The sequence below is a fragment of the Marinobacterium sp. MBR-109 genome, assembly GCF_040547565.1.
Taxonomy (GTDB): domain Bacteria; phylum Pseudomonadota; class Gammaproteobacteria; order Pseudomonadales; family Balneatricaceae; genus Marinobacterium.
Map to the genome: position 1 here is coordinate 455,513 of NZ_JBEPPZ010000001.1, position 15,751 is coordinate 471,263.

16 protein-coding genes are annotated in these 15,751 nt (G+C 56.6%); 8 read left to right on the plus strand and 8 right to left on the minus strand.

Going from position 1 to position 15,751, the window contains the following annotated elements:
- Positions 1-16: 16 nt before the first annotated feature.
- The 4 genes from ABIE60_RS02190 to ABIE60_RS02205 all read right to left on the minus strand — a co-directional run bounded on the left by ABIE60_RS02190 (position 17) and on the right by ABIE60_RS02205 (position 4,062).
- On the minus strand, positions 17-865 hold the full coding sequence (locus tag ABIE60_RS02190) for an alpha/beta fold hydrolase (protein WP_354467391.1): 849 nt from the start codon (positions 863-865) through the stop codon (positions 17-19).
- A gap of 37 nt (positions 866-902) precedes the next feature.
- Entirely contained in the window at positions 903-1,946 is a 1,044-nt protein-coding gene (gene dmpG, locus ABIE60_RS02195; protein ID WP_354467393.1) for a 4-hydroxy-2-oxovalerate aldolase, read from the minus strand.
- Positions 1,947-1,960: 14 nt separating this feature from the next.
- Positions 1,961-2,872, minus strand: a complete 912-nt coding sequence (locus ABIE60_RS02200) for an acetaldehyde dehydrogenase (acetylating) (RefSeq protein WP_354467394.1) — start codon at positions 2,870-2,872, stop codon at positions 1,961-1,963.
- A gap of 266 nt (positions 2,873-3,138) precedes the next feature.
- Positions 3,139-4,062 (minus strand): catechol 2,3-dioxygenase, encoded by a 924-nt coding sequence (locus tag ABIE60_RS02205; protein ID WP_354467395.1) that lies wholly within the window; start codon positions 4,060-4,062, stop codon positions 3,139-3,141.
- A gap of 255 nt (positions 4,063-4,317) precedes the next feature.
- Between ABIE60_RS02205 and ABIE60_RS02210 the strand changes: the two genes are divergently transcribed.
- From ABIE60_RS02210 to ABIE60_RS02235, 6 genes are all read left to right on the plus strand, one after another.
- The gene (locus ABIE60_RS02210) at positions 4,318-5,496 is read left to right on the plus strand and encodes an ABC transporter substrate-binding protein (protein WP_354467397.1); all 1,179 of its coding nucleotides are present in this window, start codon (positions 4,318-4,320) and stop codon (positions 5,494-5,496) included.
- 71 nt (positions 5,497-5,567) lie between these two features.
- Complete coding sequence (locus tag ABIE60_RS02215; protein ID WP_354467398.1) at positions 5,568-6,431, plus strand: branched-chain amino acid ABC transporter permease; 864 nt, start codon at positions 5,568-5,570, stop codon at positions 6,429-6,431.
- Positions 6,432-6,446: 15 nt separating this feature from the next.
- A complete protein-coding gene (locus ABIE60_RS02220; RefSeq protein ID WP_354467400.1) occupies positions 6,447-7,409 on the plus strand; it encodes a branched-chain amino acid ABC transporter permease in 963 nt (320 codons plus the stop codon).
- The gene (locus ABIE60_RS02225; protein ID WP_354467401.1) at positions 7,406-8,167 is read left to right on the plus strand and encodes an ABC transporter ATP-binding protein; all 762 of its coding nucleotides are present in this window, start codon (positions 7,406-7,408) and stop codon (positions 8,165-8,167) included. The genes ABIE60_RS02220 and ABIE60_RS02225 overlap by 4 nt, the downstream gene beginning before the upstream one ends.
- Before the next feature lie 2 nt (positions 8,168-8,169).
- Positions 8,170-8,880 carry an ABC transporter ATP-binding protein gene (locus ABIE60_RS02230; protein WP_354467403.1) on the plus strand — a complete coding sequence of 237 codons (711 nt, stop codon included), beginning with the start codon at positions 8,170-8,172 and terminating at the stop codon, positions 8,878-8,880.
- Between the two features lie 110 nt (positions 8,881-8,990).
- Positions 8,991-9,812 (plus strand): IclR family transcriptional regulator, encoded by an 822-nt coding sequence (locus tag ABIE60_RS02235; RefSeq protein WP_354467405.1) that lies wholly within the window; start codon positions 8,991-8,993, stop codon positions 9,810-9,812.
- A gap of 45 nt (positions 9,813-9,857) precedes the next feature.
- On the opposite strand, the gene ABIE60_RS02240 is transcribed toward ABIE60_RS02235, so the two are convergent.
- Positions 9,858-10,823: an AraC family transcriptional regulator gene (locus ABIE60_RS02240; RefSeq protein WP_354467407.1), complete on the minus strand. Its 966-nt coding sequence runs from the start codon at positions 10,821-10,823 to the stop codon at positions 9,858-9,860.
- Positions 10,824-10,909: 86 nt separating this feature from the next.
- Positions 10,910-11,806, minus strand: coding sequence for a LysR family transcriptional regulator (locus ABIE60_RS02245; protein ID WP_354467409.1), 897 nt, complete (start codon positions 11,804-11,806; stop codon positions 10,910-10,912).
- A 168-nt stretch (positions 11,807-11,974) separates the two neighbouring features.
- Between ABIE60_RS02245 and ABIE60_RS02250 the strand changes: the two genes are divergently transcribed.
- Positions 11,975-12,562, plus strand: coding sequence for an antibiotic biosynthesis monooxygenase (locus ABIE60_RS02250; protein WP_354467411.1), 588 nt, complete (start codon positions 11,975-11,977; stop codon positions 12,560-12,562).
- 46 nt (positions 12,563-12,608) lie between these two features.
- Entirely contained in the window at positions 12,609-13,622 is a 1,014-nt protein-coding gene (locus tag ABIE60_RS02255; RefSeq protein WP_354467413.1) for an LLM class flavin-dependent oxidoreductase, read from the plus strand.
- Here the strand turns inward: ABIE60_RS02255 and ABIE60_RS02260 are convergent.
- Together ABIE60_RS02260 and ABIE60_RS02265 are read right to left on the minus strand one after the other, a co-directional pair.
- Complete coding sequence (locus ABIE60_RS02260; RefSeq protein ID WP_354467415.1) at positions 13,619-14,302, minus strand: response regulator; 684 nt, start codon at positions 14,300-14,302, stop codon at positions 13,619-13,621. The two genes, ABIE60_RS02255 and ABIE60_RS02260, sit on opposite strands and share 4 nt — an antisense overlap.
- Positions 14,299-15,750 carry a sensor histidine kinase gene (locus ABIE60_RS02265; protein ID WP_354467417.1) on the minus strand — a complete coding sequence of 484 codons (1,452 nt, stop codon included), beginning with the start codon at positions 15,748-15,750 and terminating at the stop codon, positions 14,299-14,301. Before ABIE60_RS02265 ends, ABIE60_RS02260 begins: the two co-directional genes overlap by 4 nt.
- Between the last annotated feature and the right edge of the window lies 1 nt (position 15,751).

The following is a 15,751-nucleotide window of genomic DNA, read 5'->3' on the forward strand; positions in this document are numbered from 1 at the left end:
TCAGTTTAAAAGTCAATCAACTTGATTCTTTTCCTGCTTCATCAAGAAAGTCATTCACTAATCTTACAAAGCGTTCGGAATGTTCAATCTGCGTCCAGTGACCACAACAGCCAAACACATGGAGCTGTGAGTTCTTGATCCAGTCATGCAAAGTTAACGATGCACTCAAAGGAATAACCTCGTCTTCACGGCCATGCAGTATCAAGGTTTCATGAGGTAACTGACGCACTTGACCCTCGGGGCTGCTCAGCTCATTGATGCCTTTCTGCCGAGGTGTGGGGAACATCTGGGAAAACGCTTCCTGGAAGCCAGGGCTAATACTGGCCTGATAACGCAGTTCAGCGAGATCATCGGTTACAAGCGTCCGGTCATAGGCAAATATATCAAGCAACCTACGCATATTGTCGATCGAGGGGGTATATCCCCACACAGCATCGAGCCCTTCGGTCAAAGTAAAGGGTGTTCCCGTGCTACCCATCAAAATTAAACGCCTGACCCGCTGCGGGTACGCTAACGCCAGCGCCAGAGCAATACCACCACCAAATGAGTTTCCCAATAGATCAACCTGATCAAGGCCTAACGCATCGAGCACACCTACTGCATGTTTTACCCAAAGCTCGCGATTGTAGGTGATGCCCTCAGGACGCTCAGAATAGCCAAAACCCAGCATATCGGGCGCAACTATACGCCGTGATTTTGCGAGCTCTGGCATAACTAATCTCCAGTTCGCCCAAGCAGTCACACCGGGACCGGAGCCATGGATCATCATTAGCGGAAAACCGTCACCGTAATCATGAAGATTAGTTTTAAAGCCCGCTGCAGTGATCATCTGGGCAATTTCAGGGTTATCAGTATTCAGTTCCATTGTGAGCTCTTTTCGTTATTTTTAGATGATGGGCAGATCACGCATGGTTAACATGCTTTGTTTCTGAGACCTTGGACATGGTCAGTGCCAGGTCTTCAATCATGTCTTCCTGTCCGCCTACGGTGCCGCGACGGCCCAGCTCGACCAGAATGTCGCGCGCCGAGATGCCGTATTTCTTCTGCGCCCGCTGAGCAAACAGCAGGAATGAAGAATAGACACCCGCATAACCCAGAGTGAGGGCATCACGGTCCACGCGGATCGGCTGGTCCATGATCGGCACGATCAGGTCTTCAGCGACGTCCATGATCTTGTACAGGTCAACGCCGGTCTCGACGCCCATGCGGTCCAGTACGGCGCAGAACACTTCCAGCGGCGTGTTGCCGGCACCGGCACCCAGACCCGCTACGGAGCCGTCGATGCGCGTGGCACCGGCTTCAATCGCGGCCAGGGAGTTGGCAATCGCCATGCCCATGTTGTGGTGACCGTGGAAGCCGACTTCGACCTCTTTCGGCAGCTCGGCACGCAGCAGGCCGATGCGGGCGGTCACGTCATCCGGCAGCATGTAGCCGGCCGAGTCGGTGGCGTAGATGCAGTTGGCGCCGTAGCCGACCATCAGTTTGGCCTGCTCCAGGATCTTCTCGGGGCTGACCATGTGCGCCATCATCAGGAAGCCGACGGTGTCCATTTCCATCTTGGCAGCCATGCCGATATGCTGTTCGGACACGTCCGCTTCGGTGCAATGAGTCGCCACGCGAATGGTGGAGACGCCGCAGTCCTTGGCCATTTTCAGGTGGTCAACGGTACCGATCCCCGGCAGCAGCAGCGCAGAGATTTTGGCGTTCTTCATCTTGGGCACTACAGCCTTGAGGTATTCCTCATCGCTGTGGGCCGGGAAACCGTAGTTGACGGAGGCGCCGCCCAGGCCATCGCCGTGGGTGACTTCGATCAGGGGCATGCCCGCTGCGTCCATGCCGGAAGCGATACGGACCATTTCGTCCAGGCTGATCTGGTGACGCTTTGCGTGCATACCGTCACGCAGGCTCATGTCGTGCAGGGTTACTTTCTTGCCATTCAGGTTCATGTGCTGTTCTCCCCTTAGCCGCGTGCAGGCAGTGTGATGACGCCGTTGGCCGCTTCTTCAGCGAACATCTCAGCGGTGCGCAGACCGGCAGCGGTCATGATGTCCAGATTGCCGGCGTACTTGGGCAGGAAGTCGCCCAGCCCTTCCACTTCCATGAAGCAGGAGACGCGGTTGCCATCGAAGATCGGACCATTGACCAGACGGTAGCCCGGTACGTACTTCTGCACCTCTTTCACCATGGCGTGCACGGACTCGGTGATGGCGGCCTGATCCGGCTCGCCTTCGGTCAGGCAGTGGATGGTGTCACGCATGATCAGCGGCGGCTCGGCCGGGTTGATGATGATGATCGCCTTGCCCTGCTTGGCACCACCCACCTTTTCCACGGCACCGGCGGTGGTGCGGGTGAACTCGTCGATGTTCTGGCGTGTACCCGGCCCAACGGAACGGGAGGACACTGTGGCGATGATCTCGCCGTACTCAACCGGCTGCACGCGGCTAACTGCTGCGACCATCGGGATGGTCGCCTGGCCACCGCAGGTGACCATGTTGACGTTCATCTCCAGGTTCTTGGCATGGTCGGCCAGATTGACCGGCGGCACGCAGTAGGGACCGATGGCGGCCGGGGTCAGGTCGACCATGATCACGCCCAGCTCGTTCAGCTTGCGGCTGTTCTCGGCATGCACATAGGCCGAGGTGGCGTCGAAGGCGACACGGATATCGTCTTCAATGATGTGCGGCAGGATGCCATCCACGCCGGTGGCGCAGGTCTTGATGCCCATTTCGGCGGCACGTTTGAGGCCTTCGGACTCGGGATCAATCCCGACCATCCAGACCGGCTCGATCCACTCGGAGCGCTGCATTTTCATCAGCAGGTCGGTGCCGATGTTACCGGGGCCGATAATGACTGCTTTCAACTTCTTACTCATCTATCTATTCTCCCGGCTAAATTATTTGTAAGTTCAATCCAGTCGGAACACTTAATTTTCATCAGCAGATCAGTGCCGATTTTTTTGGATACGATAATAACTTCCTTTATCTTAATGGACATAATTATAGAAAAATTATTAGGATATATTCTTAATTGTATATAAACAAAACTAGCTCTTACAACAAGAAAAAATAAAGATTGAATAAAATATTTTCCAAAACAAAAACCATAAAAGAATAATTTCATAAAATGCTTTGTGTAACTTTAAGTTAGTACTGTCATGAACTTTTCATTCAATTTACGGTCATGGTAGAAGATCGCCTTGCCCAGCTCGGTCGCGTCCCAGGTCACCGGCTCATGGTCCGGGTAGTGGTAGTCGCCACCGGCGAACACTTCGTTACGGTTGCCGGACGGGTCAAAGAAATAGATGGTCTGGCCGTGGGTCAGGCCGTGGCGAGTCGGGCCGATATCGATCGAGGTATCGGTCATGGAGATCAGATCCGCCGCCTTGAGCACGTCGTTCCAGGTCTCCAGGAAAAAGGAGGCATGATGGAACTTGCCCGGCTCCGGGTGATCGATGAACGCCACATCATGCGCCTTCATACTGGCAGTCAGGAACTGGGCGACACGCTTGCCGTCCGGTGTCATCACCTGCTCGGCCAGATCGAAGCCGAGTACGTCACGGAACAGATCCAGCGTGCGATCCAGGTTCGGGCCATAGAGCAGGCAGTGGTCGAAGCGGGTCGCCTGCATGCCTTTCAGGCCGCGCGGCCAGGCTTCCGGATTGTGGTTGCCCACACCCCATTTGCCGGTCTGTTCCTTCGTCGCAAAGAGTTCAAAGACGTGACCGGTGGGTGCGACAAAACGCACGCGACGGCCGCAGTCTTTCAACTCACCCGCAAGGATATCTTCCACTTCGCAGCCAAACTCGATCAACTCACTCCGCAGCTGGTCCAGCACTTCTTCGCTCAGGCACTTGAAGCCCATGAAGTCCATGCCGGCTTCGTCCGCTTCGCGCAGCACCACCGAGAACTTGTCCACTTCGGTCCAGGCCTTGAGATAGACACGGCCCTGATCGTCACGGTCCATTTCGATCAGACCCAGCAGGTCCACGTAGTGCTTGACGGCTTCATACATATCCAGCACACGAATCTGTACATGCCCGGGTCGCATTACACCTTTTTTCATAGCCACCTCTTGTTATGATAATCCTTAGCCGCTACCGGCCCGATTACAACTGAGATCGACTATTACAGGCCTTGTCGGCGGATAAAATCCGGTGGGTGCAAGTTTTATCCGCACACTGCATACCGCGTGCCGCGTACCTGTCCAGCGTCGTTGCAGTTTTTGGACACAGATCTGCATCAAGCGGCTATTGATGCAGATCAGAGTTCATTCTAATCAGCAGACCATAAAAATAACGCACTCTGTGAGAGGTTTTATATGTTCAAGACCAACATTCTGCGAACTGTCGTCGCTGCCGGCCTGGCAACCCTACCCCTGAGCATGAGCACACCGGTGTTTGCCTCGGATGAGCCAGTCAAGATTGGTATCATGCTACCCTTCAGTGGCATTTATGCCGCTCCGGGTGATGCCACCCGCAACGGCTTGAAAATGGCGTTACAGGAAAAGGCATCCGAGCTGCACGGCCGCAAGATCGAATATATCGAGATCGATACCGAAGCCCGCCCGGAGCGCGCACCTGAAATCGCTTCTTCCTTGTTGGATCGCAGCAAGGCCGACTTCATCATCGGCCCGGTTCACTCGGGTGTGGCCATGGGCATGCTGAAGGTGCTGCGCGGCAAGGATACCGTGATGATCGTGCCCAACGCCGGTGCCGGCCCCGTGACCGGTCCGCTGTGCGCGCCCAACGTGTTCCGCACCTCATTTTCTTCATGGCAGCCGTCCTACCCCATGGGCAAGGTGGCGCTCGACAAGGGCTACAAGAATGTCGTGACCATGAGCTGGAACTACGGCATGGGTCGCGAGAGTCTGGATGCGTTCGAGGAATCCTTCACTGCCGGTGGCGGCAAGATCGTCAAGCAGATGCTGGTGCCCTTCCCGCAGACCGAGTTCCAGTCCTACCTGTCCGAAATTGCATCGCTCAAGCCTGATGCCGTGTTCGTGTTCTTTGCCGGTGGTGGTGCCGTCAAATTTACCAAGGATTACGAAGCGCTGGGGCTGAAAGGCAAGATTCCGCTGCTCGGCTCCGGCTTCCTGACCGAAGGCACATTGGAAGCACAGGGCAGTTCCGCCGAAGGCGTACTCACGACCCTGCACTATGCGGATACGCTGGATAACGACCTGAACAACAAGTTCCGCGCGTCCTACCGCGAGCAGTTCGGCAAGGCGTCCGATATCTATGCGGTACAGGGTTATGACACCGGCCTGCTGATCGCCAACGCAATCAACGAGCTTAACGGCAACATTTCCGACCGCGATGCGCTGATCAAGGCGATGGCCAACACCACCGTCAAGAGTCCGCGCGGCGACTTCACTTTCTCCAAGGCCCACAACCCGGTTCAGAACATCTATCTGCGTACGGTTGAAAACGGCGAAAACAAGGTGATCGAGATTGCAACACCGATGCTGGAAGACCCGGCACGCGGCTGCAAGCTCTAAGCCTGCAACGCCGGGCAGGTATTGCCTCCTGCCCGGCTGAATTAACCTGACTGATCATCCCGGGTGCTGTTATGACCACCTCTTTGTTTCTTGTGCAGCTGATCAACGGCTTGCAGTATGGACTGCTGCTGTTTTTGATCGCTTCCGGCCTGACGCTGGTATTTGGCGTCATGGGCATCCTCAATCTGGCGCATGGTTCCATGTTCATGGTTGGCGCCTATCTTGCCTGGTATTTCTTTGAACATACCGGCAGCTTCGGCATCAGTGCACTGATCTCTGCCGCCATCGCTCTGCTGATCGGCATCGTCATGGAGCGGGGTCTGATACGCCACCTCTACCGGCGCAACCACCTGGATCAGGTGTTGCTCACCATCGGTATGATCTTTGTCTTCAACGCCCTGCAGAGCCTGCTCTGGGGCAACGACCCCCTTGGCGTACCGGTACCCGAAGCGCTGTCCGGCCGTGTACCGCTGACCGATGTGATCGAGTACCCGGTCTACCGCATCTTTGTAGCGCTGCTCTGTATCGCCATCGCCTTTGTCATGTATTACATGATCAACAAGACCCGTCTGGGCATGCTGATCCGCGCCGGCGAATCCAACCGCGAGATGGTGGAGTGTCTGGGCATCGATATCCGTCGCCTCTACACCATTGTATTCGCCATCGGCGTGATGCTCGCCGCCATTGCAGGCGTGGCGTCTGCACCCATGTCCTCCATCATGCCCGGTATGGGTGAACATGTGCTGATCACCTGTTTTGTAGTGGTGGTCATTGGTGGCATGGGGTCGATCAAGGGCGCCTTTGTTGCGGCACTTCTGGTGGGACTGGTGGATACCTTTTCGTCCGTTCTGGTACCCCAAATCTCGAGCATGATGATCTACATCCTGATGGCGTTCATCCTGCTGATCAAGCCGCAGGGCTTGTTCTCTTCCTGATCCGGAGTCTGTGTCATGTTGTTCAATAAACGTACCGAACGCATCTTCATCTGGGTGTTCTTTCCGCTGGCACTGCTGTTGCCGCTGTTTCTGGAGCAGAACACCTTTTATGTCAGCAAGCTGACCAGCATCATGATCTTTGCCCTGTTCGTGATGTCGCTGGACTATCTGGTGGGCCGCTGTGGCCTGATCACTCTGGGCCATGCCATGTTTTATGGTTTGGGCGGTTATCTGTTCTGGATGATTGCGCCGGAGTACACCGAGGTCAATTTCTGGGTATATACCTTCTATGTGTGCATGATCGCCGCCGCCATTGCACTGGTGATCGGCTTCCTGGTGCTGCGTACCAGCGGCATCTACATGATCATGATCACCCTGGCCTTTGCCCAGATGGCGTATTATTTCTTCTCCGACTCCATTCAGTTTGGTGGCAATGACGGGCTGTTCATTTATGTGAAGCCCGAAACCAGCATTTTCGGCCTGAGCCTGTTCGATCTGGATAACCCGGTCCACTTCTACTATCTCTGCCTGCTGTCGCTGTTCAACACCCTGGTGTTTTTCAAGCTGCTGATCCGCTCCCGCTTCGGTCGTGTGGTCGACGCGATTCACCAAAATCCCAGCCGTACCACAGCGCTTGGCTACAACATCTTTCTGTTCCGCCTGATGAGCTACGTGATCGCCTCTGCGCTGGGTGCCTATGCCGGCTATCTGTTCACCCTGCAGTACGGCTTCGTCAACCCATCCATGCTGGCCTGGACCACCTCCGGCTCGGCACTGGTGATGTCGATTCTGGGTGGTATGGGCTCCATCTATGGCGCCATTCTCGGCACCTTCGTGTATGAAGGGCTGCATTACGGCCTTGAGCACATGACCGAGCACTGGATGCTGTTCATGGGCATTCTGATCATCGCAATGGTAATGGTGTTCAAGAACGGCATTGCCGGCTATCTGGAGAAACTGCTGGAGAAACGCTCATGACCACAGAGCTGATGCTGGAAACCGAGGGCCTGTGCAAATACTGGGGTGGCCTGAAAGCACTGGATGACATCTCCCTCCAATTTCGTGACAAGGAACTGCACGGTGTTGTCGGACCCAACGGGGCCGGTAAAAGTACCCTGCTGAACCTGCTGTGCGGCCATTACAAACCCACCAGCGGGCGGATTCTGCACAAGGGGGAGCCGATCGAGGCGATCAAGCCCCACGCCTTTGCCCGCCGAGGGATTGGTCGCAGCTTCCAGAAAACCAACATCTACCCCGGCGCGACCTGCCTGGAAAACTGTTGCGTAGCGGTACAACGACGCATGGGCGGCAACTTCAACTTCCTGCGTTCGCGCTACACCCAGAAAGTGCTGGATGAGATCGCCACCGAAGCCCTGGAGAAGGTCGGCCTCGGTGCGCGGCGTGACGAAATCGCTTCACACATCAGCTACGGCGAACAGCGTCAGCTGGAGATCGCCATGGTGCTGGCAACAGCCCCCGAGGTTCTTCTGCTGGACGAACCCATGGCGGGCATGGGGCATGAAGAGTCACTGTTGATCATCGAATTGTTGAAAAAACTGAAACGGGAATACTGCATCGTGCTGGTTGAGCACGACATGGATGCAGTGTTCGAACTGTCGGACCAGCTCACGGTGATGGTGGACGGTCAGCATCTGATCACCGGTACGGTGGATCAGGTACGTGATGACCCCCGCGTGAAGGAAGCCTACCTAGGCCAGGACGACGAGGTATTCTGAAGATGACTAAACTGCTTGAAGTAAAGGGACTGCACAGCTTCTACGATGAAAGCCACATCCTGCACGGCGTCGGCTTCGATATCGAAGCCGGTCAGGCCGTCAGCCTGATGGGACGTAACGGCATGGGCAAGACCACCACGCTGAAGTCGATTCTGGGGCTGGTCCAGCCACGCAGCGGCCATGTGTTCTTTCAGGGCGAAGAGATCTCTGCTCTGCCCACCTGGCAGCGGATGCGAAAGGACATTGCCTATGTTCCCGAAGGTCGCGGCATGTTCCACAACCTGACGGTCAAGGAGCATCTTGAAATGGCCGCACGCCCCAACAATCGTGGCGAGCAGCACTGGAATTACGAACGGGTACTGGAAACCTTTCCGCGCCTTCAGGAACGGTTGAGCAATCTGGGCACCCAACTGTCCGGCGGTGAGCAGCAGATGCTGGCCATCGGCCGAGCGTTGGTCACCAATCCGGATCTGCTGATTCTGGATGAAGCCACCGAGGGGTTGGCGCCCCTGATTCGCAAGGAGATCTGGGACGTGATTCGCACCATCAAGGAGAGCGGTATTTCCACCCTGATCGTGGACAAGAACATCCAGGTACTCAAGGAGCTGTGTGACCGGCATGTGGTGCTGGTCAAAGGCAAAGTGGTGTTCAACGACAACTCGGAACAGCTGCTGTCACGGCTGGACGAGGTTGAGTCCTACCTCGGTGTCTGACCCACTTTCCACGCTGCACTCCGGGCTGATTCCGGCCCGGGGTGTGTCCGGCCCGGGGTGAATACTTGGTACAATCCCCTATTTATGCAGCGCTACAGGGACCCCCGCCCATGACTGCGGACACTGAAAAAGCCTCTGAAACCCCACGTCAGGGGATCGGCTCTCTTGAGATCGGTCTGCGAATTCTGGATACCATCGCCGAGTCGCCCAGACCGCTGACGCTTAAAAACCTGTCCGACCAGCTTGAGCTATCGCCCAGCCGGTTGCACAAGTACATTGTCAGTCTGCTGCGCATGGGCTACATCATGCATGACAACGGAAGCAGCTATACCCTGGGCAGATCCTGCCTGACCCTTGGCGTGGCAGCCATCCGCCGCATCGACCCGATCAGGCTGGCATTCACAGCCGTTGAAGAACTCAATGAAACCACGGACAAGACCGTGTCGGTGACGGTCTGGAACGGCCAGGCACCACTGGTCATCAAATGGCTGGATGCCAGCCAGCCGGTCGCCGTCAACATTCGGCTGGGGCTGGAGCTGTCCCCCTTCTTCTCGGTCTCCGGTCGTATCTTCCTGGCCAACCTGCCGCAGGAGCGACGCGAAGCCATGCTGGATGCATTTTTCCAGCAACCGCTGGCCCTGCCGCGTCATGGCGGCAAGTTGCTGCAGCGTGATGCATTCCGGGAGCATTTGGATCAAGTCAGACAGGACAACCTGTGCTGTTTCTACGGCGATTATCTGCCCGATCTGAATGTGGCCGCCAGCGCCATCTTCGATATCAACGGCAATATATCGTCGGTCATCAGTTTGATGGGGATGGCGGGTGATACGGACATCCGTCCCGGCTCGGCGCTGCAGCAGCAACTCACTGGATGCGCCGAGCAGGTGACGGAAGCCATCTGCGGCCAGCAGCACCTCAAGCGGCACACCTGATCCGGTATGTCGCCTAAGGTCATTCAGCCGCGAGGTACAGCGCGATCAACGCTTGCGGCGCAGTGTCTCGGACGGCAGCTCACCAAACATCTTGCGATAGTCGGACGAGAAACGGCCCAGGTGGGTGAAGCCATAGTCCAGCGCCACCTCGGTTACATTGCGAACCGCCTTGCCACTGACCAGCTCTTCACGCAGGCTTTTCAGTTTGGATTGCTTGATGAACAGCTTGGGTGTCACATTGAAATATTTGGCGAACAGGTTGTATACGGTACGTACACTGACGTTACCGACCTGCGCCAGTTCTTCAACACTCAGATCATCACGGATATTGGCCTCGACGTAGGCCAGCAGGTGGGAAAAACTGCGATCATTGGCATGCAGGTCACGTCCCGAAGCCGCATTGCTGTCAAACTGCTGTAACAGCTTGCGAATCAGAATATCGCGGTAGGGCAGCTGCAGATGGCTCAGGTCCAGCTCGGTTTCATTGGCCTCCAGCAGCAACGCTTCAAGCAACTTCAAGAAACCTAATGATTTGTTCAAGTTTATAACATCACATGAAAACTTTATTCCTTCACGAGGCAATAAACCTGCCTCATGAAGGCTTACTTCGCTGATTAGAGCTTGAGGTACTGTGACAACAACTTTTTCACAATCAGCAGAATAGGTTAAAGATACTTGCTCATTGGGATTAACCATAAGTGCTTGACCAGGCAAGAGCCGAACACTTTTATCACGGAAGCGCCAGTGGCACTCGCCACGGGTAACGACCTGAAAATGATAGATCCCCTGCAGTTCAGGGCAGCGCACATCCACCTGATCGCCATAACTGATGGATGACAGACCAAGACCGGCAAAGTCCCGGTGGTTCAGTCGCGAGGCCGGTGAACGACTACACTCGCGATCGGCAAACTCAAGCTTGTGGTGTCCTACATGGCGATTGACGTATTCGGACACTTCCAGCGGGTGTGCCTGATCAAAAATCACAGTATTACTGAGCACGTTGGAGAACATGGCTTGCACCGTATTTTGTAATTATTGTTAACGGCTTAATTATAGGTAAAAGACCCCTCGATGCAATGCCTGTTTTTTAATCAACGTCACTCGGCCATACCTGCCTCCATGTGCGCCACCTTGTCCATGACGAACTCGATAAAGGCCCGGGTTTTGACCGGCAGGCTTTCCCGGTGTGGATAGAGCATATGCATGGTCCTTCCCTCCATCGACCACTGGGGCAGCAACTGGACCAACTCGCCCCGCTCCAGTTCTGCCGCGACAACGTAGCGTGGCATGCAACAGACACCCAGATTCTTCTTTACCGCATCCACGGCAAAGCGGATCTCATCGGTTCGCAAATGGGCATGCGGGGTGAAGGTAATCGCGTGACCATCCGGGTCCATAAAACGCCAGAATGCCGAACGCTTGAGTACCACCAGCGGCAACTGGCTCAACTCTTCGGGCCGCTGGGGTGGTGTGTGGCGGCCAAGCAACTCAGGTGTGGCCACCACCACCATCTCGGTACTGAGCAGGGGGCGCATTACCCAGTCGTTGAGCGTGACCTTGCCCAGTCTAAAGGCGATATCGATGCTGTTCTTCACCAGATCCACGTTCTCGTTGCTGAGAAACATCTCGACACTGATGCGCGGGTTCATCTCCATAAACTCGAACACCCAGTTCTTGACGTAATGGTGCCCAAGGGTCAGTGGTGCGGTGATCTTGATATCGCCCGACATTGAGGACAGCTCGGTATTCACATCCTCGGTGCGCATCTCCAGCTCGGTCACGACGCTGGACAGGCTGTTGTAAAAGCGCTGACCGGACTCCGTCAGGCCGAATTTTTTCGAGCTGCGATGGACCAGCTTGTAGCCCAAATCCTGCTCGAACGCCTGCAGCCGGCGTGACAGGGTTGAAGTCGGAATATCCAGATAGCGCGCCGCCGCCACCAGACTCCCCTTCTCGACCACCTTGATGAAGTAGTACAGATCCTGATAGTTCATAGTGTAGTTCTCAAAAATGAAATCACGCCGTCCCGCGCAGCGTGTGGATAAATATCCCTGAACGCCTATATTGAGCATCATCAGGCGGATCGTGCAAGCCGAATCGTTTGATGCTACACCACTCGGCTTCGGCTTTCTCCACTCATTTTCGGGATTCAGGACATCGACATGTCAGACCAGACCTCAGCGGACAACAGTATCAACCCCGTTACGGTGGTAATCTCCCGTCGCGTCGTCAAGGGCCAGGAAGCCGAATTCGAACGCCTCAGCAGTCAGATGACCGAGCGTGCGGCGCGTTACCCCGGTTACCTCGGCGCCAACATGTTTCGCCCTGCCAGTTCCGACGATCCCGAGTATCGCATCATTTTCAAGTTTACCGACGAGACCTGCCTGTCTGCCTGGCAGCAGTCTGCCGAACGCGCCGAACTGCTGGAACAGATCGAACCCCTGTTGGTCACTCCCAGCCAGGTGGAGACCACCTCAGGCATCGTTACCTGGTTTACCCTGCCCGGCCACAACCCGGTCAAGCCACCGCCCAAGTACAAAATGACCTTTGTCAGCTGGCTGGCACTCTACCCCACGGTGACGATCATCTTTTTGCTGTTTGGCGATCTGCTGGCACAGGTACCGCTGCTGCTGCGCACCATGCTGATTACCGCCGTGGTGATGATCGCCATGTCTTACCTGCTGATGCCTCGCTTCACCCGCTGGTTCGCCTTCTGGCTGTTCCCCAAGCGGGAGCAGAACGAACGCTGAGCTGAGCCCGGCCTGAAAACAGGCTCCAAGGAATTCAGGAATACCCATGACTTTGAAACTGACCGTTGTTGACCAATCTCCCGTGCAGGGCCTGCCCAGCGACATTTCGCCTGTAGCCCTGACGGTTGAGCTGGCCCAGACCTGCGACCGCCTTGGCTATCATCGCTACTGGCTGGCCGAGCACCACAACAGCATCAACTTCGCCGGCCCCTGCCCAGAGATACTGATCAGCCATATCGCCAGCGTAACGGAGCGTATCCGTGTTGGCAGCGGCGGCGTCATGCTGACCCACTACAGCCCCTACAAGGTGGCCGAGCAGTTCAGCATGCTGGAAACCCTATATCCGGGTCGTATCGATCTGGGCATTGGTCGCGCACCGGGCGGTGACGCGCTGGCATCCCATGCGCTGGCCTACCCCGCCCAGCCGGGACTGGAAGACTACGCCGAGCAATCCTGGCTGCTGCAGAATCTGCTGCACCACAGCCTGCCGGAAGATCATCCCTACCAGAGCCTGCAGGTAATGCCGGGCAAACCCGCCATCCCGCAGACCTGGATGCTCGGCTCCAGCGGCGGCAGCGCCGGGCTCGCCGGCCAGGTCGGCATGAAGATGTGTCTGGCCCTGTTCATCAGCCCCGACCCGGCACCGCCCAGCGTCATCAGCGAATACAAACAGGCCTGGCGCGATGCCGGTCATGCAGGTGAGCCCGAGGCCAGCATCGCGGTCGCCGCACTCTGCGCCGACAGCCGTGAACAGGCCGAGTATCTGGCAGCGCCAGCGGTGTACTGGAAGGTGATGGCGTTCCGTCAGGGAATTCGAGAAGTGGTGAAAAGCCCGGATGAAGCACTGCGGCTGAAACAGCAGCTGAGCCCGTCAGATCAGGCATTCTTTGATGCGGTTATGAACTCAATGATACTGGGGACAGCCGATGAGTGCGCCGAACAGATCACCCGCGTGGCCGACCGCTACCAGTCCGAGGAAGTGGGGGTTGTCACCGTGACCCACGACTACCATGATCGCCTGCGCAGCTATGAGCGGCTGGCCGGGGCGTTGCTCGGTTAACTGCCGCCAATAAAGCGATAGCCAACACCCGGCTCGGTCTCAATATAGGTAGGCCGGGCCGGGTCGTCCCCCAGTTTGCTGCGGATCTGGCGAATGAAAATGCGCAGATAGTGGCTGTCTTCCAGATGGGATGGTCCCCAGAACTTTTTCAGTAGGTACTGTTGCGTCAGTATCTGACCCGGATGCTGTACCAGTTCCAGCAGCAGGTCATACTCCCGTGGCGAGAAGTGCACCCGCTCACCGGCCAGCACCACCGTCCGCAAGTGGTAGTCGATCCGCAGGCGGCCATCATCATAGGCCTTGGGCGGCACCTCCTTGCCCGAGGTTGAACGCAGTACAGCCCTGATGCGGGCCAGCAGTTCCTTGACGCCAAAGGGCTTCTCAACATAATCGTTGGCCCCGCTGTCCAGCGCCTGTACCTTTTCCTTTTCGCTGTTGCGGACCGACAGGACAATGACCGGCAGGTCACTGAACCCGCGCAGATCCTTCAGCACCTGTTGCCCATCCACATCCGGCAGCCCAAGATCCAGCACCACCAGATCCGGCTGTTCCAGCGCCAGCTGTTCAAGCCCCCTGCGACCGGACTCTGCCTCGATAATCTGATACCCCTGCGACTCCAGACTGATGGTCAAAAAACGCCGGATCTGCGGCTCGTCATCAATGATCAGGATGCGTGTCATGCGGATGCCTCCCTGTGCGTCAGTTCAAGCGGCAGACGCAGCCGGATACAACTGCCACGGTCCGGTGCGCTGGACAGAACGCTGGCCTCTCCACCATGTGCACCCAGCACACTCTGGCAGATCGCCAGGCCCAGTCCAGTTCCGCCCGTCTGCTGATCCCCTCGTGAAAGGGTAAAGAACATGTCGAAAATGCGCGGCCAGTGTTCAGCCGGAATACCGGGCCCCGAATCGGTGATATCAATATTCAGGTCATCCCCGTACACGGAAACATCGATGCGGATCGGCTCGCCGGGCGGTGTAAAACGGACTGCATTTTCCAGCACATTGAAAATCGCCTGTTCAACCAGCGCTCCATGCAGATTGAACAGCGGCAGGTCGGGCGGACAGCCGATCTCAACGCGCTGCCCGCTCAGCAGCGGCTGCAGGCGCCGCAGCGCTACACTCAGTATTTCATCCACACCTACCCAGTCGCGTTCCAGTTTCAGTTCGCCCTGTCCGATCTTGGTCATATCGAGTAGCTTCTGAATATAGCGATCAAGCCGCCTTGCCTCTGTCAGTGTGTTGCCCAACAGCTCCTCCTTCTGCTCGTGCGACAGGCTCCCGGGCAGATCGATGAGGGTGCTGACCGAGCCGATCATGGTCGCCAGTGGTGTGCGCAGATCATGCGATATCGACGACAGCAGGGCCGACCTGAGCTGCTCGCGCTCCTTCTCCAGCGTTTCCCGCTGCAACCGCTGAGCCAGTTGAATGCGACTCCACGCCAGCTTGAACAGCTCAAGCGCCGAGTTGAGTTGCACCTTCAGCTCCGGCATCCGCGCGACATCAAACAGAAATGCCAGTCCATGCAGCTCTGCATTCTGGTCGCGCAGGTAAAGACGATACCCGTCTTCCTGCTCTGTCAAAACAATCGATTCGACCTGCTGCTCCATACCCTTGCGGTTTTCTGCCTCGTCCAGAGCTTCGATGCAACAGGGGCGATGACTGAACCGATCTTTCAATCGGGTGGCAAACTCGTCCACAAGTGCAGTCGGGTCCATGCAATCGGACAGCGCCTGCGCCAGTGCCATCTGATCCCGGTTCCAGCGGATGCTGACCTCAAGCGCATCCACCTTTTCACGCAGGCTTGCCGCCAGCTGTCCGGTCAGCAGGGCCACCAGCATCAGTACCAGCGCCGTAATAATGTCTTCACGGTGCAGGATGAACAGGGTAAAACGGGGTTCGGTGAAGAAAAAGTTATAGCTTAGAAAGGACAACAGTGCTGACCAGAGCGCGGGTCGGGTCGAGGTGCGTACGGCGATCAGCAACACGCAGGCCAGATACAGCAGCGACAGGCTGGCACTGGGAAGCAGACCCGCCAGCGGCCAACAGATCAGTGTGGTCATAAACGGCGCTGCCGATGCCAACAGCCAATGCTGTCGCTGCGTGCTTCCAGCCTGATGCTCGGACACG